Origin of the sequence: Lysobacter sp. Root494 (genome assembly GCF_001427225.1) — a bacterium.
GTDB lineage: Bacteria > Pseudomonadota > Gammaproteobacteria > Xanthomonadales > Xanthomonadaceae > Agrilutibacter.
Genome location: NZ_LMFH01000007.1, coordinates 1 through 21,301, shown reverse-complemented (window position 1 = coordinate 21,301; position 21,301 = coordinate 1). Strand labels below are relative to the sequence as shown.

The window sequence follows — 21,301 nt, the reverse complement described above, 5'->3', positions numbered from 1 at the left end:
AACGATCACCGGAGAGAGAACAAATGACTCATCGCCACAACGCGATGCAGCGCGGCCTTTTGCCCGTCAGCATCGCGCTCGCCCTGGCCCCGGCATTCGCCGGCGCGCAGGAAGCCGCCACGGCGCCTGCCGAACAGGCGACGACCCTCGACCGCATCGAAGTCACTGGCTCGCGCATTCGCCAGTCGGACATCGAAACGGCGCAGCCCGTCATCCAGGTCACCCGCGAGCAGATCCAGCAGCAGGGCTTCACGTCGGTCGCCGACATCCTGCAGAACCTGACCTCGGCGGGTTCGCCGGCGATCTCGCGCTCGCAGGCACTGGCCTCCGGCGAAGACGTCGGTGGCTACTACATCGACATCCGCAACCTCGGCGCCCAGCGCACCCTGGTCCTGGTCAACGGCAAGCGCCTGGGCATCTCGACCAGCGGCCTGCAGGACCTGAGCCAGATCCCGGTTTCGGCGATCGAGCGCATCGAAGTCCTGAAGGACGGCGGTTCCGCGCTGTACGGCTCCGACGCCATCGCCGGCGTGGTCAACGTGATCACCCGCAGCAACTTCGACGGCGTGGAAGCCAACGTCTACCTCGGCCAGTACAGCCAGGGCGACGGCGAGAAGCAGTCGTTCGACGTCACGATGGGCAATGTCGGCGAGCGTTCCAGCCTCACCGTCAGCTTCGAATACGCGAAGGACGAGCCGGTGCTCGCCAGCGACCGTCCGTTCTCGTCCTACGGCAACGTGGGCGCGGACTATTCCGATGATTATCCGTTCTCGGGCTGGAGCCCGGTGAGCCAGAACGGTTCGGCGTTCCTGCCGTGCGGCCCGGGTGGTGCCAACACGTGGTGCACCCTGACCCCCGGCGCCGATCCGAACAATCTTGCCAACTACACGCCGCTCGTGCCGTCGCAGTACGCCAACTCGAACGAACAGATGTTCGTGCAGACCGGCGTCGAGCGTCAGTCGATCTTCGTGAACGGTACGTTCGACATCACCGACAACATCCGCTTCAAGAGCGACCTGCAGTACAACAAGCGCACCACCGGCCAGCAGATCGCCGGCTATCCGTACCAGTCGGGTTCCTTTGGCACGCCGCTTTCGGGCGACAGCTATTTCTCCCCGACCCCGGGCACCGACGTGGCCTTCCGTCGCCGCCTGTGGGAAATGCCGCGAGTCACTGAAAGCAAGCTGGAAACCTTCCGTGTCGCGGCAGGTTTCGAGGGCAGCTTCCAGATCGGCGAGAACTATTGGGACTGGGATGTTGGCGCCAACATCAACCGCAACGAGAGCGTCAAGAACGCCCGCGGCGACGCCAGCCTGCTGGCCACCGGCCAGGCCCTGGGTGCCTCGTGGTTCAACCCGGCCACCGGCCGCGTCGAATGCGGCTCGGCCGCCAGCCCGATTTCCTATGGCACCAACGTCGGCAACGGCGAGTGCGTGCCGTGGAATCCGCTGGCTCCGTACGGCGACGCCCAAGCCGGCTCGCTCACCGGCAACCCGGACCTGATCGCCTATCTGTTCCCGCAGTACACCGATACCGGTCGCACCAACTCCAAGACCTACAGCGCCAACCTGTCGGGCACGTTGTTCGATATGCCGGCTGGCGGCCTCGGCCTGGCGGTCGGCGTGGAGCATCGTTCGGAAGACGGCCGCTTCGTTCCGGATGCGTTCGCGCAGGCAGGCCTGAGCACCGGTCTCCCGGCGACCACCACGCAGGGTGCGTACTCGCTGGACGAGTTCTACGCCGAGCTGGAAATCCCGGTGCTGGCCGACCTGCCGTTCGCGAAGGAGCTGAGCTTCAACATCGCCAGCCGCTACTCGGACTACTCCAACTTCGGTGACACCACCAACAGCAAGTTCTCGCTGCGCTGGCGCCCGATGGAAGGCATGCTGTTCCGCGGTACCTACGCCGAAGGCTTCCGCGCGCCGTCGATCTCCGACCTGTTCGGTGGCGTCGGTGGCAGCTTCGAGTCCTACACCGATCCGTGCGGCACCGGCGCAAACAACAGCGTGAACGGAAACGCTGCATGCACCTCGGCCGGCGTGCCGCTCGGCTACGTGCAGCTCGGCCAGGGCCTGGTGCCCTGCACCGCGTACCCGTGCCAGACCCCGGACCAGTTCCTGAGCGGTTCGAACCCGAACCTCACCCCGGAAACCGCCAAGACCAAGACCGCCGGTCTCGTGTGGAGCCCGCAGTGGGTCGAAGGCCTCGACATCGAACTCGACTGGTACAACTACGAGCTCACCAACGCGATCATCCAGGACAGCCCGGACACCATCCTGCGCGACTGCTACGTGCTGGGCGATGCCTCGCGCTGCGCCAGCATCACCCGCGCTGCCGACGGCCACATCACCGGCATGTTCTTCGGCCTGGCCAACCTCGGCGCGCTGGAAACGGAAGGCTGGGACCTCGGCGTGAACTACAAGCTGCCCGAGACCTCGTTCGGCAAGTTCACGATCAACTGGGACAACTCGTACACCAGCAAGTACGACACCCTGGCCCAGAACGAAGCCGGTGAGGACATCATGGTCGGCCAGGTCGGCACCGGTGGCGTGTTCCGCCTGCGTTCGAACCTCGGCCTGAACTGGACGAAGGGCGTCTTCGGTGCGAACTACACCGCGCGCTACTACTCCGGCATCTACGAGAGCTGCGTGCCGAACCGTCCGTGCTCGGATCCCGACCGCATCGCCAACGGCGTGCCGGACGCGATCAACCGCCTCGGTTCCAACACGTTCCACGACGTGCAGGTTTACGCCAAGCTGCCTTGGAATGCGACCGTCGCACTGGGCTCGAACAACGTCGGCAACCACGTCGGCCCGACGCTGTTCACGCAGCCGAGCAGCAACTTCCCGTACTACGGTGGTTTCGATATCGGCCGCACGATCTACATGAAGTACCAGCAGCGCTTCTGATCCACCGGATCCGCTGTGCAATACCCGCTACGGCCCCGCAAGGGGCCGTAGTTTTTTGCGTGTTCTGTACGCACACGTGCGCGCGCGCTGCACCTGCGGCACACTTCCGCCGCATGAACGATCCGAGTTATCGCAGCCTCCGCTGGCGTGCCAGCGCGCGGCGCCATCCTTCCGCCTTCCTCCTGGCGGCGCAGCTGCTGAGCCTCCTGGTGTTCCCGTTGCTGGATGACGTGGTCGCGGGGCGGGTGGTGTTCGGCGCCTTCAGTGCGCTTGTGCTTCTCCTCGCGGTGTGGGTGGTGAATCGCACGCCGGCGATCAACTGGATCGCGTGGCTGATCGCCGCTCCGGCATTCGTCATGTCGCTGATGGCTGCGGTCACCGGGAGTCACGCCCTGCTGGCGTGGTCTTCCTTGCTGGAAGCGCTGCTGTACCTGTATGCGGCCGGCAGCCTCATCGCCTACATGATGAGCGACCACCGCGTGACCAGCGACGAACTGTTCGCGGCCGGCGCGACGTTCACCCTGCTCGCGTGGGCGTTCGCCTATCTCTATCTCGTCTGCCAGTTCTGGTATCCGGGCAGCTTCACCGGCGCGGTCGAACCCGAGCGTCCGCGGACCTGGATCGAACTCCTGTTTCTCAGCGTGACCAATCTCTCGGCCACGGGTCTGGGCGATGTGTTGCCGCTCGCGCCACAGGCGCGCGTCCTCGCCATGCTGGAACAGTTCTGCGGCGTCGGCTACGTCGCAGTGGTCGTGTCGCGGCTGATCGGTTTGTCGCTGCTGCGTGCAGGCCAACGGTGATGCGGCTTAGCATTGCGGCTGTTTTCCGCGAGGTGCGTGCATGAAGTTGCCGGTTCCCTTCATCCAGCTGCCGCTGCTGTTCGACGCCGCAGTGCTGGCGGCCGAAGTCGCGGCGATCGACGAATCGGATTGGCGCCCGCATCCGCAGGGGTTTCCCGGCAATTCGATGCTGCCGCTGGTAGCGGTCGGTGGCGATCCCGACAACGAAAGCTTCGCCGGCGTGATGCAGCCGACGGAATACCTTCGCCGCTGTCCGTACCTGAGCCAGGTCTTCGCGAGCACGAGTGCGGTCGTGGGACGCAGCCGGCTGATGCGGCTGGCAGGACAGGCCGAAGTCACGCGACATGCGGACCAGGGCTATTACTGGGCCGAACGCGTGCGCGTCCACGTTCCGATCGTGACCCAGCCGACCGTGCGCTTCGAATGCGGTGGCGAAGTCATCAACATGGCGCCGGGCGAATGCTGGATCTTCGATACCTGGCGCCAGCACAGCGTGCACAACGACGCTACGCTGTCGCGGGTGCACCTGGTGATCGACACCACAGGCGGCGGGGAATTCTGGGAGATTGTCGGGCGCGGTCGACCGCATAACGTGACCCCGGGGGGCTGGTCGCCGCAACGTGTTGCGCCGAAGCCCGACGCTACCCTGGATTTCGCCTGCGAGTCGGTGAACGTGCCGGCGGTGATGAGTCCGTGGGAACTCAACAGTCACTTCAATTTGCTGTTCGCCGATGCGCAGCCGAATCCGAACCTGCAACGACTGCGCGCGCTGACGTTACGCTTCACTCGTACTTGGCAGGGACTGTGGTTCCGCTATGGCGAGCAGCCTGCCGGCCGCGGCGAGTTCCGGCGCGTGCTCGGCGAATATCTCGCCGCCGCAAAACCGCTCGCCGAACCCATGGCGCTCAACAACGAGCTGAACTGGTATGGCGCGATGTTCGCCATGATCGGCCGGATGGCGGTGCAGCCCGTGAGCGGGCAAGACACCCCACGGCGGCCGGACGCGAAGCGTCAGCGGGAACTCGGGGACAATGCCTGATTGCAGGTACAAAAAAGGCCGCATAAGCGGCCTTTTTAGTTATGAAGCGCGAAGCACTCAGAAGTTCGGCTTGTCCGAACTCTCTTCATAGCGCTTGATCGCATCCAGCAGGATCGCCTTGGCTTCCGCCGCGCCGCCGAAGCCGTCGAGCTTCACCCACTTGCCCTTTTCCAGGTCCTTGTAGTGCTCGAAGAAGTGGCCGATGCGGTCGAGCCAGTGCTGCGAAACCTGTTCGATATCACTGATGTGCGCGTAGCCGCCGAAGATCTTCGGCAGCGGCACGGCGATCAGCTTCTCGTCGCTGCCGGCTTCATCGGTCATCTTCAGCACGCCGACGGGAATGCAGCGGATCACCGAGCCCGGCACCAGTGGCAGCGGCAGGATCACCAGCACGTCGGCCGGGTCGCCGTCGCCGCACAGCGTGTGCGGGACGTAGCCGTAGTTGCACGGATAGCGCATCGGCGTGGACAGGATGCGATCGACGAAGATCGCGCCGGACGCCTTGTCGACCTCGTACTTGACGGGCTCGGCGTCCTTGGGAATTTCGATGATGACGTTGATTTCTTCCGGCGGATTCTTGCCGGTGGGAACGAGGTCCAGGCCCATGCGGATACTCCAGTGTCGGCGCGGCGGTTCGCAGGGCGGCCGCCTCAGGTGGGGGAATTGCAGGCGGCGGATTCTACGCGCTCGTTTGCTGCGCCGCAGCGACGCCATGAAAACCAGGTTGTGCTTGCGGGCGGTTGTCCGGATGCGCCAGTAAGCCGCTGCTTTCGGTCTGCCGGCTGCCGGACGTGCGAATCGCGCCTGCCCAGAGCCGTCCGGCGCGTCGAAGCGGAAGCAAGCGCCACTCAATGACTACTCGTTCACGCCCGCCCATCGGTCAGTGCGACGGGTTCCTCCCGTGCACCCGGCAAGTGCGTCCCGTGCATCCGCCGGGCGGCTCGCGGCGACATCGCGTCCGGCAGAGGCCGGTTGCGGCAACAAAAAAGGCGGCCCGAAGGCCGCCTTTGCTTTGAAGGCTGCGTGGTGCTTACAGCAGGGGCACCAGCAGCAACGCGACGATGTTGATGATCTTGATCAGCGGATTCACCGCGGGACCGGCCGTGTCCTTGTACGGATCGCCGACGGTATCGCCGGTGACCGCGGCCTTGTGCGCCTCGGAACCCTTGCCGCCGTGGTGGCCGTCCTCGATGTACTTCTTCGCGTTGTCCCACGCGCCACCGCCGGTGGTCATCGAGATCGCCACGAACAGGCCGGTGACGATCGTGCCGATCAGCACACCGCCGAGCGCCTTCGGACCGAGCAGCAGACCGACGACGACCGGCACCGCGACGGGCAGCAGCGAAGGCACGATCATTTCCTTGATCGCCGACTTCGTCAGCATGTCGACTGCGCGCGAGTAGTCCGGCTTGCCCGTGCCCTGCATGATGCCGGGGATGTCGCGGAACTGGCGGCGGACTTCCTCCACCACCGCTCCCGCGGCACGGCCCACCGCTTCCATCGCCATCGCGCCGAACAGGTACGGGATCAGGCCACCGATCAGCAGCCCGATGATCACCATGTGGTCGGAGAGGTCGAAACGCAGCGCTTCGTACGCGACGCCGGTGACCGCCGCCCTGGCTTCGCCGACGGTGTTTAGGTTGTGCGTGTAGTCGGCGAACAGCACCAGTGCAGCGAGTGCCGCGGAACCGATCGCATAACCCTTCGTCACCGCCTTGGTGGTGTTGCCCACGGCGTCGAGCGGGTCGGTGATGTTGCGCACTTCCGGCGGCAGCTCCGCCATCTCGGCGATGCCGCCGGCGTTGTCGGTGATCGGGCCGTACGCATCGAGCGCCACGATCATGCCGGCCATCGAGAGCATTGCCGTCGCCGCGATCGCGATGCCGTACAGGCCACCGAGCGCGTAGGCACCCCAGATCGCGGCGCAGATCACCACCACCGGCAGTGCAGTCGATTTCATCGACACGCCCAGGCCCGCGATGATGTTGGTGCCGTGGCCGGTGGTCGAGGCCTGTGCGATGTGCTGCACGGGCTTGAACTGCGTGCCGGTGTAGTACTCGGTGATCCACACGATCGCACCGGTCAGGACCAGGCCGATCAGCGCGCACCAGTACAGGTTCATCGCGCTGTAGCTGGAGTCGGCCATCAGCTGGGTGGTGATCGGATAGAACGCGATCGCCGCCAGCACCGCCGACACGATCACGCCCTTGTACAGCGCGCCCATGATCGAGCCGCCTTCCTTCACCTTGACGAAGAAGGTGCCAATGATCGAAGCGATGATCGACACACCGCCGAGCACCAGCGGATACAGCACCGCGTTGCGGCCGGCTTCGGCCATCATCAGGCCGCCGAGCAGCATCGTCGCGATCACCGTCACCGCATAGGTTTCGAACAGGTCCGCGGCCATGCCCGCGCAGTCGCCGACGTTGTCGCCGACGTTGTCTGCGATCACCGCCGGATTGCGCGGATCGTCTTCCGGAATGCCCGCTTCGACCTTGCCGACCAGGTCCGCGCCGACGTCCGCACCCTTGGTGAAGATGCCACCGCCCAGTCGCGCGAAAATCGAGATCAGCGAGGAGCCGAACGCGAGGCCGACGAGCGCGTGCAGCGCGGCTTCGCCTTCGACGCCGAGGTGATGCGTCAGCAGCGCGTAGTAGCCGGCGACACCCAGCAGGCCGAGGCCGACGACCAGCATGCCGGTGATCGCACCGCCACGGAATGCGACGTCCATCGCCTTGCTGATGCCGCTGCGTGCGGCTTCGGCGGTACGCACGTTTGCGCGCACCGATACGTTCATGCCGATGTAGCCCGCAGCGCCGGACAGCACCGCACCGATCAGGAAACCGATCGCGGTGTACCAGTTGAGGAAGAAACCGATGACGACGAACAGCACTACGCCCGCAATCGCGATCGTCGTGTATTGCCGGTTGAGGTAGGCGCGCGCGCCTTCCTGGATCGCGCCGGCGATCTGTTGCATGCGTTCGTTGCCGGCGGGTTGTGCGCTGATCCAGCGCGCGGAAATGATCCCGTACAGGATCGCGATGACGGCGCAGATGAGCGCCAGGGACAAACCGTACTGCTCCAGCATGAACCCTCCCCCGAGTGGACGATGTAGGAATTTCTGGGAAAAACACGAGTTTTTAGCGTGCGGTCGCGGGCGGATGGACCTGCCGCGAGGCGACCGGCCGACTATGGCACATTTCCCGTGGAGGACGGGCAGGGCCTGTGACTTCGATCACGCGGGCAGGTCGCGGCGCGATGTCAAAACACGTTCAGGGCGCGCATGCCAGCCTTCGGCCTGGTTTTCACGGAGAGTCGCGACATGCGCATCGTCCCCGCGCTGTTCCTCGCCATGGCAATGCCCGCCGTTGCAGGGGCAGCCAAGCCCGAAATCACCCGGGAACCCGGCCAGCCGCAGAAGCCGGGAGTCGTGCATACCGTGCGTGCGATTCCCGAAGCCTGCGCGCGCCTCGAAGGCATGTTCAGTGGCGACGCGGCGCAGCCCTACCGCTTCGCCGCGGTAAAAAGTTCGCCGAACTGCCAGCCGCGGGCGCGTTTCGTCGACTTTGCCAAGGCCCAGCCGTCCGACGCCAAGGGCTGGAAGTTCAACGACGAGATCCGCGTCCCCAACGCCTCATGTCCGTCGCAAGTCGCCGTGGTGCGCGTGTGGCGCAAGCCGGGCGCCGTGGCGCCACCGAAACTGGACGCGCAAGGCCGCTCGCGCATCTACCTGCAGGAAGCCAGCGAGAAGGCGAAGCAGGGCGTGGCACCACAGGTGCCGATGTATGCGGCGGAGATGAAGCTCGAAGGCGCCTGCAAAAAATAACCAGCCTCGCGCGGGCTTTGCCGCTCCGCGCGCAACGCATTCTCCGCGTGTCAACCAGCGAACGCAGCCAGCTTTGGCCGAAGCAGGACGTTCTTCAGCTGCACGTATCGCGGCAAACCATCGCGCCCGTACGGCGGCGGCGCTTCGCCGCGAATCAGCGCCTCGAGATACCTCCGCGCGGCATCCGTGATGCCGTAGCCATCCTTGCGGATGAAATTCGCCGGCATCTTCTTCTCGTGGTTGGCGACCTTCGAGAGCGGAGCGGCTTCGATCTTCCAGCGATAGGGCGCATCGGAGATGCGCACGATCACCGGCATCACCGAGTTCATGCCTTTGAGCGCGAATTCCACGGCCGCCTTGCCGACGGCCTGCGCCTGGTCGAGGTCCGTCTTCGACGCGAGATGCCGCGCGGAGCGTTGCAGGTAATCGGGCAACGTCCAGTGCACCTTGTAGCCGAGCATGTCCTTCACGCGGCCGGCAAGGTGCGAGGCGACGCCACCCAACTGCGTGTGGCCGAAGGAATCCTTCACGCCGCCGGCATCGGCGACAAACTTGCCGTCTGCGGTCTGGATGCCTTCGCTGGCGACGACGACGCAGTAACCGACGCGTTCGACGGTGGCCTTCACCTTGTCTAAGAAGGCGGCTTCATCGAACGCCCGTTCGGGGAAAAGAATCAGGTGCGGGGCTTCGTCCTGCGTGGTTCCCGCCAGTCCCGCGGCGGCGGCGAGCCAGCCGGCGTGACGGCCCATCGCTTCATAGACAAATACTTTCGTGGACGTATCCGCCATCGCCGCCACGTCGAGCGCGCATTCGCGCACGGACACGGCGGTGTACTTCGCGGCGGAGCCGAAGCCGGGGCAGCAGTCGGTGACGGCGAGATCGTTGTCGACCGTCTTCGGTACGCCCACGCAAGTGAGGGGATAGCCGAATTCGGCCGCGAGCTGCGACACCTTCAGTGCGGTGTCGGCCGAATCGTTGCCGCCGTTGTAGAGGAACCAGCGCACGTCGTGCGCCCTGAACACATCGAGCAGGCGCTCGTAGCGCGCACGATCCTGCTCCAGCGATTTCAGCTTGACCCGGCACGAGCCGAACGCGCCGCCCGGCGTGTGCGCCAGGGCGCGGATCACGGCCAGCGATTCCTTCGAAGTATCGATCAGCTCCTCGCGCAGGGCACCGAGGATGCCGTTGCGTGCCGCGAGCACCTTCACCCTGCGGGCACGGGCCGTCTGGATGACGGCCGAAGCGGTGGCGTTGATGACGGCGGTGACCCCGCCGGACTGCGCATACAGCAGGGTTCCAGAGGCCATGCGAATCAATGCTCCAGGCGGGATGGGGTAAGCTGGCCGTCCGTTTCTGCCGCCGACGGCCGGCCGCCAGTGTAGCGCTGCCTTCGTGAGCATCTCCGCGGCTTTCAACCGGATTTCCGCTTTGTTTCAGGAGTGATCTAGATGCGATTGGTATTGCTCGGTGCGCCGGGTTCCGGCAAGGGCACGCAGGCCGCGAGGCTCAGGGACCATCTGCAAGTGCCGCACATTTCCACCGGCGACCTGCTGCGCGCAGAAGTGGCCGCAGGCAGCAAGCTGGGTCTCGAAGCCAAGGGAATCATGGCCCGCGGCGAGCTGGTCAGCGACGCGATCCTGCTGGGCATGCTCGAGGACCGCTTCTCGCGCCCCGACACCAGGGGCGGCTTCATCCTCGACGGTTATCCCCGCAACCTCGCCCAGGCCGACGCGCTGGGAAAGCTGCTGATCCGGATCGGCCAGCCAATGGACTATGCGGTGCAACTGGAAGTGCCGACCGAGCTGCTGGTCGAACGTATCGCTGGTCGCGCAAAAGCCGAAGGGCGCGCGGACGACAGCCCCGAGTCCGTGCGCACTCGCCTGCAGGTCTATAACGACCAGACCGCGCCGGTGATTGACTACTACCGCCAGCAGGGCCAGCTCACCGTGGTGAACGGCGTGGGTTCGCTGGATGAAGTCTTCGCCCGGATCATCGAGGCGATCGTGCCGGCGCATGAGGTGGGGTGAGGTTTTCTCCCTTCTCCCGCGAGGCGGGGAGAAGGTCGAAGCGGCCGAATAGGCCGCTGAGGGAAAGGGCGGATGAGGGGCCGCTTTTGCCGTTGATGCAAAGGCAACCGCAAAGGCAGTCGCGCGTTGGCGCTCCTCCCCTCACCCCGTGCCCTCTCCCCGCGTTGCGGGGCGAGGGGGAGTTGGTGCCGTGCGGGAGTCGCTTCGATCGACAGCCCCGCGATCTAGCAGAGGGTCGTGATCTTGAAACTCCATATTTTGGGCATCGCCGGCACCTTCATGGGCGGTGTCGCCGCACTCGCACGCGAACTCGGCCATGAGGTCGAAGGCAGCGACCAGAACATCTACCCACCGATGTCCACGCAGCTGGAACAGCTCGGCATCACCCTGCGCCAGGGCTACCAGCCGGAAAACATTTCCGCGGACTGCGACGAGATCGTGATCGGCAATGCGCTGTCGCGCGGCAATGCGGCTGTGGAGCAGGTGCTTGACGAAGGCCGCAGGTACAACTCGGGCGCGCAGTGGCTCGCCGAAAACGTGCTGCCCGGGCGCGACACGCTCGCAGTGGCCGGCACGCACGGCAAGACCACGACCACCACGATCCTTACTTACCTGCTTGAAGCCGCCGGCCGCGCGCCGGGCTTCCTGATCGGTGGCGTGGCAGAAGACTTCGGCGCATCCGCGCGTCGTGGTTCCGGACGCGAATTCGTGGTGGAAGCCGACGAATACGACACCGCGTTCTTCGACAAGCGCAGCAAGTTCGTCCACTACAAGCCGCTGGTCGCGATCCTCAACAACCTCGAATACGACCACGCCGACATCTTCCCCGACGTGGCCGCGATCCAGCGACAGTTCCATCACCTCGTACGCACCGTGCCGCGCCGTGGCCGCCTCGTCGTCAATGGCGAAGACAGGCATCTGGCCGAGGTGCTGGCGATGGGTTGCTGGACGCCGGTGGAAACCTTTGGCCTGGATGCGAGCCTTATCCCGCAGTCCGCGACCTCGCAGGCGCACGGCGATCGCAGCGACGAGCGCGCGACCGCGCGCGCTGCCTTCCATTGGACCGCACGCCTGATCTACGAAGACGGCAGCGCATTCGCCGTCATCCACGAGGGCAACGAAATCGGCGAAGTGCGCTGGCCCTTGCTCGGCCGCCACAACGTGATGAATGCGCTCGCTTCGCTGGCCGCGGCCAATGCGGTGGGTGTCGACGTGCACGCGGTACTGCCGGCATTGGCGGAATTCCGCAGCGTGAAGCGACGCCTCGAAGTGATCGGCGAGTCGCAGGGCGTCACCATCTACGACGATTTCGCGCATCATCCGACCGCGATCGCGACCACACTTGCTGGCCTGCGGGCGAAGGTCGGTGACGCGCGCATCGTGGTAGCGATGGAACCGCGCAGCAATTCGATGCGACTGGGTGCGCACGCCGACGCACTGGCGCCTTCGCTGGATCTCGCGGACACCGTGGTCTTCCTGCATCGGCCTGAACTGGCGTGGGATGCCGGCAAGGTGGTCGGCGGATTGCGTGGCGAAGGCATTGCGGTTCCGGACGTCGACAAGCTGATCGCGGTGCTGCGTGAACGCGTGCGCGCGGGCGACCACGTGGTGTTCATGTCGAATGGCGGCTTCGATGGCGCACCGCGGCGTTTCTTCGCCGTCCTGCAGGGCAACTGAGCCTTGTAGGGCTTGCTCCGCTCATGTTCAAGGCAGCGGAGATCGGGTTCCGAGCCCTTCCACTGACCTCGACCTTGTAATTCGCACATCGAGTTGACTCGCCGAAACAGTCGCGCCGGCTCGACTCTCCAAGGCGCCGGCGATAGGTAGACTGCCGCCAATGCCCACCGAATCCCTCCCGCTGTTTCCGCTGCATACCGTGCTGTTGCCGGGCGCAGCGTTTGGGCTGCGTGTATTCGAAGCGCGCTACCTCGATCTTGTCCGCGACTGTGGCCGCAATGGCCACGGGTTCGGCGTTTGCATGATCCTCAAGGGCGAAGAAGTGGGCGCGCCGACGACGGCGGCGGCGTTCGGGACCGAAGCGCTGATCGAGGATTTTGGCCAGGGCGACGATGGCCTGCTTACGCTGCGCATCCGCGGCGCGCGGCGCTTCCACGTCGAGCGTGCGCGGGTGCGTGACAACGGCCTGCAGATCGCCGACGTGAGCTGGCGTGAAACCGATTCAAGCGAGCCTGTTCGACCCGAGCATGGATTGCTCCCGGTACTGCTCGATTCGATCATCGAAAAGATCGGCGGCGAATACGCGCATGCACCGCATGGGTTGTTCGATGACGCGGCATGGGTCGGCTGGCGGCTGGCGGAACTGCTTCCGTTGCACGATTCGCAGCGGCAGGAACTGCTGCAGCTCGACGATCTGCATGCGCGGCTCGATCGGTTGCTGGAACTGGTGTCGTAGAAGTCGCCTGTCGTCTACGGAGTGCGGAGCCGCAACACCGGCACGCCGTCCTGCGGGTGCGGCGCTTCCACCGGATGGAATGCTTGCAACGCCTCGCGCACCTGCGCGTGTGCGTTACCGTTGTCGGCCACTGGCAGCCATAGCGACGCCGCGCGCAACGGCCTGAGATAGCGCAGCGTCTGCGCCGTCCCCATCCACAAGCGCGTGCCGTCGTCCAACGTTGCCGGCGCGGGCCACAGGCGCAACGCGATCTGTTCGTCGGGCGCGCGGCCCGGACGCAACAGCAGCAGTTGTTCGGGACGAGCGTCGAGCGTCGCGGGCAATACCACCTGTTCGCGCGCGGGCGTGTCGTCGTCGAGCAGTCCCAGCGTCGCGACCCAGCCGGCCTGCGGTTGCACGCGCCATCCCTGCGCGACTAGCGCGTCCTGCAACGGCTTCAACGATCCCGCCACCTGTACGTCCAGCGCCCAGCGCCGGCGTGCGTCGCGTTCGTTGCGATGCGAGGGCAAGCTCGCCCAGTCACGCGTCCACCAGCTCGCCGCGGCGAGCGTCGTGGTCGGAGCGGCAGCGTCGAAGCGCGCCAGCAAGCGATCGGCGTTGCGCGGCGCATGCCACAAGGCAGCGGCGACGAACACGGTATAGAACGCCCAAGCCAGCGGCCGCATCCAGAACGAACGCGCCACGTGACGCCGATACGCAAGCCCCAGCACCAGTAGCCAGAGAATGCCGAACAGCGTTCCGCCAACGAGATCGCTCGGCCAATGCGCGCCGAGATACAGGCGCGCGAATGCGATCACCGTCGTCACTACACCCGCGAGCAGATACGGCCACACGCGCTGGCGTCCCGGCAGTTCGCGCGCGATCAGCACGGCAAAGAAGCCGAACACGATCGTCGTCATCGTCACCGCGACGGAGGGAAAGCCGAAACCGGCAGGCGCCGTTGGCGGTCGTGGCATGTCGATCGCCGCTTCGAGCACATTGGTGAAGACCAGGCCGAACACGATCGCGGCAATCCAATGTGCCGCCGCGGTCCAGCGTTTGCGCCACAGCAGATACAGCAATGCGACCAGTGCCGCGGGCCCCAGCACCGACGCATCGCCAACACTCGCCAGCCCCGCCATCAGGCGATCGGCGAGCGGATTGCGCAGGTTCCACATGAATTCGTGGACGGTGTGGTCGAGCGCGAGTGGCCCGCCGCTCGCCAGCAGTGAGGCGAGCAGGGTGAACCACGCCCAGCTGATCGCCAGCAGGCACACGGCAAGCATCAGCAGCGAAGGTGACTCGGGCCGATTGGGGTCGATCAGTGCGGCCGCATAACGCCCCAGGTGTGGATGCCGCCGCGTCCACTTCAGCATGCGTGCAAGCAGGTTGTCCGCGTGGCCGGCGAACCAGCGCCACGTATAGAGAACGCAGGCCCACACCAGGGCGATTGCGGCGATCAGGCCGCCGAGCACCAAAGTAAGCCGGTCGGCCACGGCCGCAACGGCATCGTACGAAGCACCGAGCACCCAACCCGGCGCGAGGAACAGCGCCGACCACAGCAGGCACGCGACGAAGCTCGGCAATGCATAGCGCCGCACCGGCATGTGCAGCATGCCCGCGATGGCCGGCACGAAAGGCCGCACCGCGCCGACGAAACGCGCAACGAAGATGCTCTGTACGCCGCGCCGGCGGAACATGGTTTCGCCGCGATCCAGCCACTGCGGATAGCGCGAGAACGGCCAGCGCTGGCGCAGTTGCACGCCCCAGCGACGCCCGATCCAGAAACTCAGGCCGTCGCCGCAGAACGCACCCAGCGTCGCCGACAGCAGCGCATAAGGACCGTTGACGTGGCCCAGTCCGATCATCGTGCCCACCGCGAACAGCAACGGCAGTGCAGGTACGACCATGCCGACAATGATCAGCGCATCGCAGAACGCAATCAGGAATACAACCGCGCCGGCGGCAAAGGGATGCGCACTGATCCATGCGCTGGCGCTCTCGATCCACGTTGGTTCCATCGGCCGATTATGGCAGCCGGCGACAGGTCTTCGTCACCCGCCGCGTTCGGCTGCCGGCGCGATTCCTTACACTGGCGCCATGCAATCCGTATCGCAGGAAGTCGCGGCCCTGAAGGCCGACAGTTTTGGTCGCATCGCGCTCATGCGCGACGAGCAGGGCCTGTTCGTGCGTCGCGACCTGATCCACGTTCCGCTATGGCTGCGGCTGCCCGCATGGTGGCTGGCCCGCCGCGAAGCACTCGCGCTGCGACGCGTGGCCGGGTTGCCCGCGATGCCCCAACTGCTGCGCTGGGACGGCCGCCGGCTCGACCGCAGCTATCTCGACGGCGCCGCGATGTACCAGCGCCCGCCGCACGGCGATGTCGCCTACTTCCGCAATGCACGGCGGCTTCTGCAGCGGTTGCATCGCCGTGGCCTCGCGCACAACGACCTTGCCAAGGAAGCGAACTGGCTCGTGCTGGCCGACGGCTCGCCCGGCGTCATCGATTTCCAGCTCGCCACGCGCGGCCACCCGCGTTCGCGCTGGATGCGCCTGCTCGCGCGCGAAGACCTGCGCCACCTGCTCAAGCACAAGCGCACCTATTGCCCGCAGGCGTTGACGCCGGTCGAACGGCGCGTGCTGAAGCGCCATTCGTGGCTGCGCGAAGCCTGGTTCGCGACCGGCAAACCGGTGTATCGCTTCGTCACACGCCGGCTGCTGAAGTGGGAAGACAACGAAGGGCAGGGACCCAAACCATGAGAGGCAGGCCATGACGTCGCTCGCCGGCAAGACCCTCTTCATCACCGGCGCCTCGCGCGGTATCGGCCTGGCGATCGCGTTGCGCGCTGCTCGCGATGGCGCCAACGTCGCGATCGCCGCGAAGTCGTCGGTGCCCAATCCGCGGCTTCCCGGCACCATCTACACGGCCGCAGAAGCCGTGAACGAAGCCGGCGGACGCGGACTCGCACTCAAATGCGACATCCGGGAGGAAGACGAAGTGCATGCCGCCGTCGCGGCGACCGTCGATGCCTTCGGCGGCATCGACATCCTCGTCAACAACGCCAGCGCGATCTGGCTGCGCGGCACGCTCGATACGCCGATGAAGCGCTTCGACCTGATGCAGCAGGTCAATGCACGCGGCACCTTCCTGTGCGCGCAGGCGTGCCTGCCGCACCTGCTCGAATCGACGAATCCGCACATCCTGACTCTGTGCCCGCCGCCATCGCTGGATCCGAAGTGGTGGGCGCCGCACACCGGCTACACGCTGGCGAAGATGGGCATGAGTTTCGTCACGATCGGACTCGCTGGCGAATTCGGGCCCCAAGGCGTCGCGGTGAATGGCCTGTGGCCGCGCACGCTGATCGCCACCGATGCGCTCAACATGATTCCGGGCGTGAGCGCGGCCAATGGCCGTTCGCCCACGATCATGGCGGATGCGGCGCATGCAGTGCTCAGCCGCAAGGCGGCCGGCTTCAGCGGCAACTTCCTGATCGATGACGAAGTGCTGGCCGAAGCCGGCGTCACCGATCTTTCCGGTTACGCGGTGGATCCCTCACAACCTCTGTACCCCGACCTCTTCCTGTAGGAGCCGGCCCCCGGCCGCGACGAGTTCGCAGGCAATCGCTCGCGGCCGAAACCGGTCCTGCAAACCCCCGGAGATTCCGATGAAATATTTGCACGCCATGCTCCGCGTCCACGACCTGGACAGGACCAGCCGCTTCCTCACCGAAGGCCTCGGCCTGGTGCAGACGCGACGCATGGACAGCGAGGCTGGCCAGTTCACGCTCGTCTACTTCGCGGCACCGGGCAACCCGGACGTCGAGATCGAACTCACCCTCAACTGGCCCGCTTCCGATGGGAGTCCGGACGAGGACTACGGCAGCGCACGCAACTTTGGCCATCTGGCCTTCGAAGTCGACGACATCTACGCACTCTGCGCGCACCTGCAATCGATGGGCATCACCATCAACCGCCCGCCGCGCGACGGTCGCATGGCCTTCGTGCGCACGCCCGACCTGATCTCGATCGAACTGCTGCAGAAGGGCGCGGCATTGCCGCCGGCGGAACCGTGGGCGTCGATGCCCAATACCGGTAGCTGGTAACGGCAGCAGTGCGGTAAAAGCGGCAAAATACGCACTTTCCGCCTGCCGCTGTCAGTGAGCCCGCCGTTGATGAACACGTCCGCCGAACTCTTCGCCCTCTCCGAACGCTACTACCTGCCGGTCTATCGACCGCGGCGCATTGTTCTCGATCACGGCAAGGGTTCACGCATCTGGGATCGCGACGGGCGCGAGTACGTCGACTTCGGCGCGGGCATCGCGGTGAATGCACTCGGCCACGCGCATCCCGCGCTGGTCGGCGCGCTGACCGAACAGGCCGGCAGGCTGTGGCACACGAGCAACGTCTTCGTCAGCGAACCGACGCTGCGCCTGGCCGAAGAGCTCGTCGAAGCCTCGCGGTTCGCGCAGCGTGTGTTCTTCTGCAATTCCGGGGCCGAGGCCAACGAGGGCGCGATCAAGCTGGTGCGAAAGTGGGCGACCGCACAGGGTCGCACGCCGGATCGCCGCGTGATCCTCAGCTTCCGCGGCAGCTTCCACGGACGCACGCTCGCCGCCGTTACGGCGACGGCGCAGCCGAAGTACCACGAAGGCTACGAACCGCTGCCACCCGGCTTCCGCTACAGCAACTTCAACGACCTCGCCGCCGCAGAGGCCGCGATGGCGGCGGGCGATGTCTGCGCCGTGCTGGTCGAACCGGTGCAGGGCGAAGGCGGAGTGATGCCGGCGACGCCCGGGTTCCTGCAGGGCCTGCGTGCGCTGTGCGATCGCCATGAGGCCTTGCTGGTATTCGACGAGATCCAGTGCGGCATGGGCCGCACCGGCCAGCTCTTCGCCGCGCACACGTACGACGTCATGCCCGATGTCATCACGTTGGCGAAGGCGTTGGGCAGCGGTTTCCCCATTGGCGCGATGCTTGTTGGAGAAAAGGCGGCCGAAGTAATGCAGTTCGGCGCGCACGGCACGACGTTTGGCGGCAATCCGCTGGCCGCGGCCGTCGCGCGTGCTGCATTGCGCGAGCTGTCATCGCAGGCATTGCTGGACAACGTGGCGAAGCAGGCGCAGGCGATCCGCGATGGCCTGGCTGCCATCGATGCCGAGTTCGGTGCGTTCTCCGAAATTCGGGGCCGTGGCCTGATGGTCGGCGCGCAGCTGAGGGATGCGCACGCGGGCAAGGCCGGCGAGATCCTCGATCGCTGCGTAGAACATGGCCTGCTGACGCTGCAGGCCGGTCCGGACGTGTTGCGCTTCGTGCCGGCGCTCAACATCGGCGACGCGGATATCGCGGAAGGCATTTCGCGACTGCGCATGGCGGTCGCGGACTTCGTCAAGAGTTGATCGAATAAGGAAAAAGCCCGGGAAACCGGGCTTTTTTGCTGCGTGCGGTCGTGATGGGCTACAGGTTGGTAAATGCTTCGCGCGCCGCCGCCAGCGTCAGTGCGATCTCGGCATCGCCATGTGCACTCGACATGAAACCGGCTTCGAATGCCGACGGTGCCAGATACACGCCACGCTCCAGCATCGCGTGGAAGAAGCGATTGAAGCGCGCAGTATCGGATGCCTTCGCATCTTCGAACGTTTTCACCGGCCCTTCGCGGAAATACAGGCCGAACATGCCCGGTGCGCGCGTCGTGGTGAAAGCGATGCCGGCTTCGCGCGCGGCGGCTTCGAGTCCGTCGCACAAGCGGTGCGTACCGCGTTCCAGTGCCGCATGGAAGCCGGGCGCACGGATGAGGTCGAGCGTTGCAAGGCCCGCCGCCATCGCCACCGGATTGCCGCTGAGCGTTCCCGCCTGGTAGATCGGCCCGCTCGGCGCGACCTGCGCCATGAGGTCGCGACGGCCGCCGTAAGCACCCACCGGCATGCCGCCGCCGATGATCTTGCCGAAGGTGCTCAGGTCGGGAGTGATGCCATACAGCTGCTGCGCTCCACCCAGTGCCACGCGGAAACCGGTCATCACTTCGTCGAAGATCAGCACCGTGCCGTGCCTGGTGCACAGCTCGCGCAGGTGTTGCAGGTAGCCGTCGCGCGGCAGGATGCAGTTTGCGTTGCCGACGATGGGTTCGATGATCAGGCCGGCGATTTCGCCTCCCACTTCGTCGAACAGTTTCGTCGCCGCATCGAAATCGTTGTACGGCAGCGTCAGGGTCAGATCGGCGAGCGCTGCCGGAACGCCCGGCGAATTCGGCAGGCCCAACGTCATCACGCCGCTGCCGGCCTTCACCAGGAAACTGTCGCCATGGCCGTGATAGCAGCCTTCGAACTTGACGATACGCGTGCGCCCGGTTGCGCCGCGCGCCACGCGGATGGCCGACAGCGTGGCTTCCGTGCCGGAATTCACCATGCGGACCATTTCGCAGCTCGGCATGATCTGGGTAATGGCCTCGGCCATCGTGACTTCCAGTGCACTGGGTACGCCGAAACTGAGGCCATCGCGCATCGTGCGTGCAACCGCGTCGAGCACCTGCGGATGCGCATGGCCGGCAATCATCGGTCCCCACGAGCCGACGTAATCGACAAAGCGGTTTCCGTCGACGTCGAACAGATAGGCGCCCTCCGCGCGTGCCGCGAAAAACGGCTCGCCACCCACTGACTTGAAAGCCCGTACCGGTGAATTGACGCCGCCGGGAATCAGCTCCAGGGCGCGGGTGAACAGGTCGTGCGAGCGGTCGTTCTTCATGGGTGGGGATCTTCGAAACAGGACAGATAGGCGCGGGTAGCGGCCGCAGGGTCAGGCGCGTCGAACACGCCGCTGATGACGGCGAGGAAATCAGCGCCGGCTTCGACCAGCGGTCGCGCATTGTCGGGCGTGATGCCGCCGATCGCTACCCGCGGGACACCGAGCGCGGCGGCTTCACGCAGCAGATCGGGCGCTGCCTGGCGCGCATTGGGCTTCGTCGGCGAAGCGAAGAATGCGCCGAACGCGACATAGCTGGCGCCGGCAAATGTCGCCTGGCGGGCGAGTTTCAGCTCGTTGTAGCAGGAGGCGCCGAGGATCGCGTCGGCGCCGAGTTCGTGGCGTGCCAGGGCAAGTTCGCCATCGTCTTCACCCAGGTGCGCACCGGCGGCGCCGACCGCGGCGGCGAGGGCCCAGTCGTCGTTGATGATCAAGGGCACCTTGAAGCGGCTGCATAGCGACTGCAGCGCGAGTGCCTGCTCGGCGCGAAGATCGTCGCTGGCGGTTTTATTGCGGTACTGCAGCCAGCTGGCGCCTGCCCCCAATACGGTTTCCACGCGCGCAAGCAGCCGATTCGTATCCGGCTCGTCGGGCGTGATGGCGTAGAGACCGCGGCTGGGCCAATGCGGGTTCATGCGTGCAGCATCCTGGGTCCGGGCGTGACAAAATATGCACCCCGCTTCCTGCGCATTATCGACCCATGAACGAAGTTGCCGCGACCGCCGTTTACCGCACCTGGATGTGCGTCGTCTGTGGCTTCATTTATGACGAGGCCAAGGGGCTGCCGGAAGAAGGCATTGCGCCCGGTACGCGCTGGGACGACATTCCGGACACATGGACCTGTCCGGATTGCGGCGTGACCAAGGACGATTTTGAGATGATGGAAGTCTGAGGGGTTCGCGCCTGCACCTGCATGGCGCCGTTCAATAAAAAAGGGCCGCGTTTGCGGCCCTTTTCAGTTCAGGATTCAGGGATGCGGTATGCCGCTGCTGAATCTCAGTTCGGTGCCGTTTTTCAACTTCAGCCGTGCGGCTTCACCAGCATTGAGTTCGAGCACGTAGCGCGCCGCCGCGTCGCTCGGATAAGGCGGGCATCCGTCGCCCAACGCGCACGGCGGCACGTCGCGCTGCTGGGAAACGAGCCGACGCCCGTTGTCGAAATACAGGATATCCAGCGGAATCCGCGTGTTTTTCATCCAGTACGACTGGGGTTCCTCGTAGTCGTGGATGAACAGCATGCCGTGATCCGCCGGCATCGAGTCGCGGAACATCAGGCCGCGCGCGCGTTCCGCGTCGTCATCGGCGATTTCCACGCTATAGCGTTGGCCGCCCAGTTCCACCCATTCCCCGTTGCCCATGGCACAGCCACTTAGCAACAGACCAAAAGCCAGAGTCGAGATCGCCGCCAAGCGCATGCGTGTTGTCCTGTGAAATGGCGCCGCGAACATGAAGCGACGGAAGCGTTTGCGTCAAGCGACAGAAAAATTTCGCACACCCACTTCCCATTTTTGTTGGGGGTGTGCACAATGCGCGCCCCGCTGATCGGGACGGCCTGAGGGCCTGAACGGAGCGGG

At 65.5% G+C, this 21,301-nt stretch carries 19 protein-coding genes; 12 read left to right on the top strand and 7 right to left on the bottom strand.

The window, feature by feature from the left end; genetic code table 11:
• Positions 1-23: 23 nt before the first annotated feature.
• The 3 genes from ASD14_RS11345 to ASD14_RS11335 all read left to right on the top strand — a co-directional run bounded on the left by ASD14_RS11345 (position 24) and on the right by ASD14_RS11335 (position 4,748).
• A complete protein-coding gene (locus ASD14_RS11345; protein WP_056133620.1) occupies positions 24-2,909 on the top strand; it encodes a TonB-dependent receptor in 2,886 nt (961 codons plus the stop codon).
• Between the two features lie 113 nt (positions 2,910-3,022).
• Positions 3,023-3,709 carry an ion channel gene (locus tag ASD14_RS11340; protein WP_056133618.1) on the top strand — a complete coding sequence of 229 codons (687 nt, stop codon included), beginning with the start codon at positions 3,023-3,025 and terminating at the stop codon, positions 3,707-3,709.
• 40 nt (positions 3,710-3,749) lie between these two features.
• Entirely contained in the window at positions 3,750-4,748 is a 999-nt protein-coding gene (locus ASD14_RS11335; protein WP_056133615.1) for an aspartyl/asparaginyl beta-hydroxylase domain-containing protein, read from the top strand.
• 57 nt (positions 4,749-4,805) lie between these two features.
• Here the strand turns inward: ASD14_RS11335 and ppa are convergent, their stop codons facing one another.
• Both ppa and ASD14_RS11325 read right to left on the bottom strand, forming a co-directional pair.
• Complete coding sequence (gene ppa / locus ASD14_RS11330; protein ID WP_056133612.1) at positions 4,806-5,354, bottom strand: inorganic diphosphatase; 549 nt, start codon at positions 5,352-5,354, stop codon at positions 4,806-4,808.
• A gap of 424 nt (positions 5,355-5,778) precedes the next feature.
• Positions 5,779-7,836, bottom strand: coding sequence for a sodium-translocating pyrophosphatase (locus ASD14_RS11325; protein ID WP_056133609.1), 2,058 nt, complete (start codon positions 7,834-7,836; stop codon positions 5,779-5,781).
• Positions 7,837-8,100: 264 nt separating this feature from the next.
• Between ASD14_RS11325 and ASD14_RS11320 the strand changes: the two genes are divergently transcribed.
• A complete protein-coding gene (locus ASD14_RS11320; protein WP_056134417.1) occupies positions 8,101-8,574 on the top strand; it encodes a hypothetical protein in 474 nt (157 codons plus the stop codon).
• 50 nt (positions 8,575-8,624) lie between these two features.
• Here ASD14_RS11320 and ASD14_RS11315 read toward each other — a convergent pair whose 3' ends face one another.
• The gene (locus tag ASD14_RS11315; protein WP_056133606.1) at positions 8,625-9,881 is read right to left on the bottom strand and encodes a 6-phosphofructokinase; all 1,257 of its coding nucleotides are present in this window, start codon (positions 9,879-9,881) and stop codon (positions 8,625-8,627) included.
• A gap of 141 nt (positions 9,882-10,022) precedes the next feature.
• On the opposite strand from ASD14_RS11315, the gene ASD14_RS11310 reads away from it, so the two are divergent.
• The 3 genes from ASD14_RS11310 to ASD14_RS11300 all read left to right on the top strand — a co-directional run bounded on the left by ASD14_RS11310 (position 10,023) and on the right by ASD14_RS11300 (position 13,014).
• Entirely contained in the window at positions 10,023-10,601 is a 579-nt protein-coding gene (locus ASD14_RS11310; protein ID WP_056133605.1) for an adenylate kinase, read from the top strand.
• A 240-nt stretch (positions 10,602-10,841) separates the two neighbouring features.
• Positions 10,842-12,278 (top strand): Mur ligase family protein, encoded by a 1,437-nt coding sequence (locus tag ASD14_RS11305; protein ID WP_056134414.1) that lies wholly within the window; start codon positions 10,842-10,844, stop codon positions 12,276-12,278.
• A gap of 160 nt (positions 12,279-12,438) precedes the next feature.
• A complete protein-coding gene (locus tag ASD14_RS11300; RefSeq protein ID WP_056133602.1) occupies positions 12,439-13,014 on the top strand; it encodes an LON peptidase substrate-binding domain-containing protein in 576 nt (191 codons plus the stop codon).
• A 14-nt stretch (positions 13,015-13,028) separates the two neighbouring features.
• Here the strand turns inward: ASD14_RS11300 and ASD14_RS11295 are convergent, their stop codons facing one another.
• Positions 13,029-15,014 carry a bifunctional DedA family/phosphatase PAP2 family protein gene (locus ASD14_RS11295; protein WP_056133598.1) on the bottom strand — a complete coding sequence of 662 codons (1,986 nt, stop codon included), beginning with the start codon at positions 15,012-15,014 and terminating at the stop codon, positions 13,029-13,031.
• A 79-nt stretch (positions 15,015-15,093) separates the two neighbouring features.
• Between ASD14_RS11295 and ASD14_RS11290 the strand changes: the two genes are divergently transcribed.
• From ASD14_RS11290 to ASD14_RS11275, 4 genes are all read left to right on the top strand, one after another.
• The gene (locus ASD14_RS11290) at positions 15,094-15,753 is read left to right on the top strand and encodes a phosphotransferase (protein ID WP_056133594.1); all 660 of its coding nucleotides are present in this window, start codon (positions 15,094-15,096) and stop codon (positions 15,751-15,753) included.
• Positions 15,754-15,763: 10 nt separating this feature from the next.
• On the top strand, positions 15,764-16,579 hold the full coding sequence (locus ASD14_RS11285) for an NAD(P)-dependent oxidoreductase (protein ID WP_056133593.1): 816 nt from the start codon (positions 15,764-15,766) through the stop codon (positions 16,577-16,579).
• Between the two features lie 79 nt (positions 16,580-16,658).
• Positions 16,659-17,096 (top strand): VOC family protein, encoded by a 438-nt coding sequence (locus tag ASD14_RS11280; protein WP_056133590.1) that lies wholly within the window; start codon positions 16,659-16,661, stop codon positions 17,094-17,096.
• Positions 17,097-17,165: 69 nt separating this feature from the next.
• On the top strand, positions 17,166-18,389 hold the full coding sequence (locus ASD14_RS11275) for an acetylornithine/succinyldiaminopimelate transaminase (RefSeq protein ID WP_056133587.1): 1,224 nt from the start codon (positions 17,166-17,168) through the stop codon (positions 18,387-18,389).
• Between the two features lie 58 nt (positions 18,390-18,447).
• Here ASD14_RS11275 and hemL read toward each other — a convergent pair whose 3' ends face one another.
• Positions 18,448-19,731: a glutamate-1-semialdehyde 2,1-aminomutase gene (hemL, locus tag ASD14_RS11270; RefSeq protein WP_056133585.1), complete on the bottom strand. Its 1,284-nt coding sequence runs from the start codon at positions 19,729-19,731 to the stop codon at positions 18,448-18,450.
• The gene (gene thiE, locus ASD14_RS11265) at positions 19,728-20,363 is read right to left on the bottom strand and encodes a thiamine phosphate synthase (protein ID WP_056133581.1); all 636 of its coding nucleotides are present in this window, start codon (positions 20,361-20,363) and stop codon (positions 19,728-19,730) included. Before thiE ends, hemL begins: the two co-directional genes overlap by 4 nt.
• Positions 20,364-20,428: 65 nt before the next feature.
• Between thiE and ASD14_RS11260 the strand changes: the two genes are divergently transcribed.
• Positions 20,429-20,620, top strand: a complete 192-nt coding sequence (locus ASD14_RS11260) for a rubredoxin (protein ID WP_056133578.1) — start codon at positions 20,429-20,431, stop codon at positions 20,618-20,620.
• A gap of 75 nt (positions 20,621-20,695) precedes the next feature.
• Here ASD14_RS11260 and ASD14_RS11255 read toward each other — a convergent pair whose 3' ends face one another.
• Positions 20,696-21,142, bottom strand: coding sequence for a DUF192 domain-containing protein (locus ASD14_RS11255; RefSeq protein WP_056133576.1), 447 nt, complete (start codon positions 21,140-21,142; stop codon positions 20,696-20,698).
• Positions 21,143-21,301: the final 159 nt, after the last annotated feature.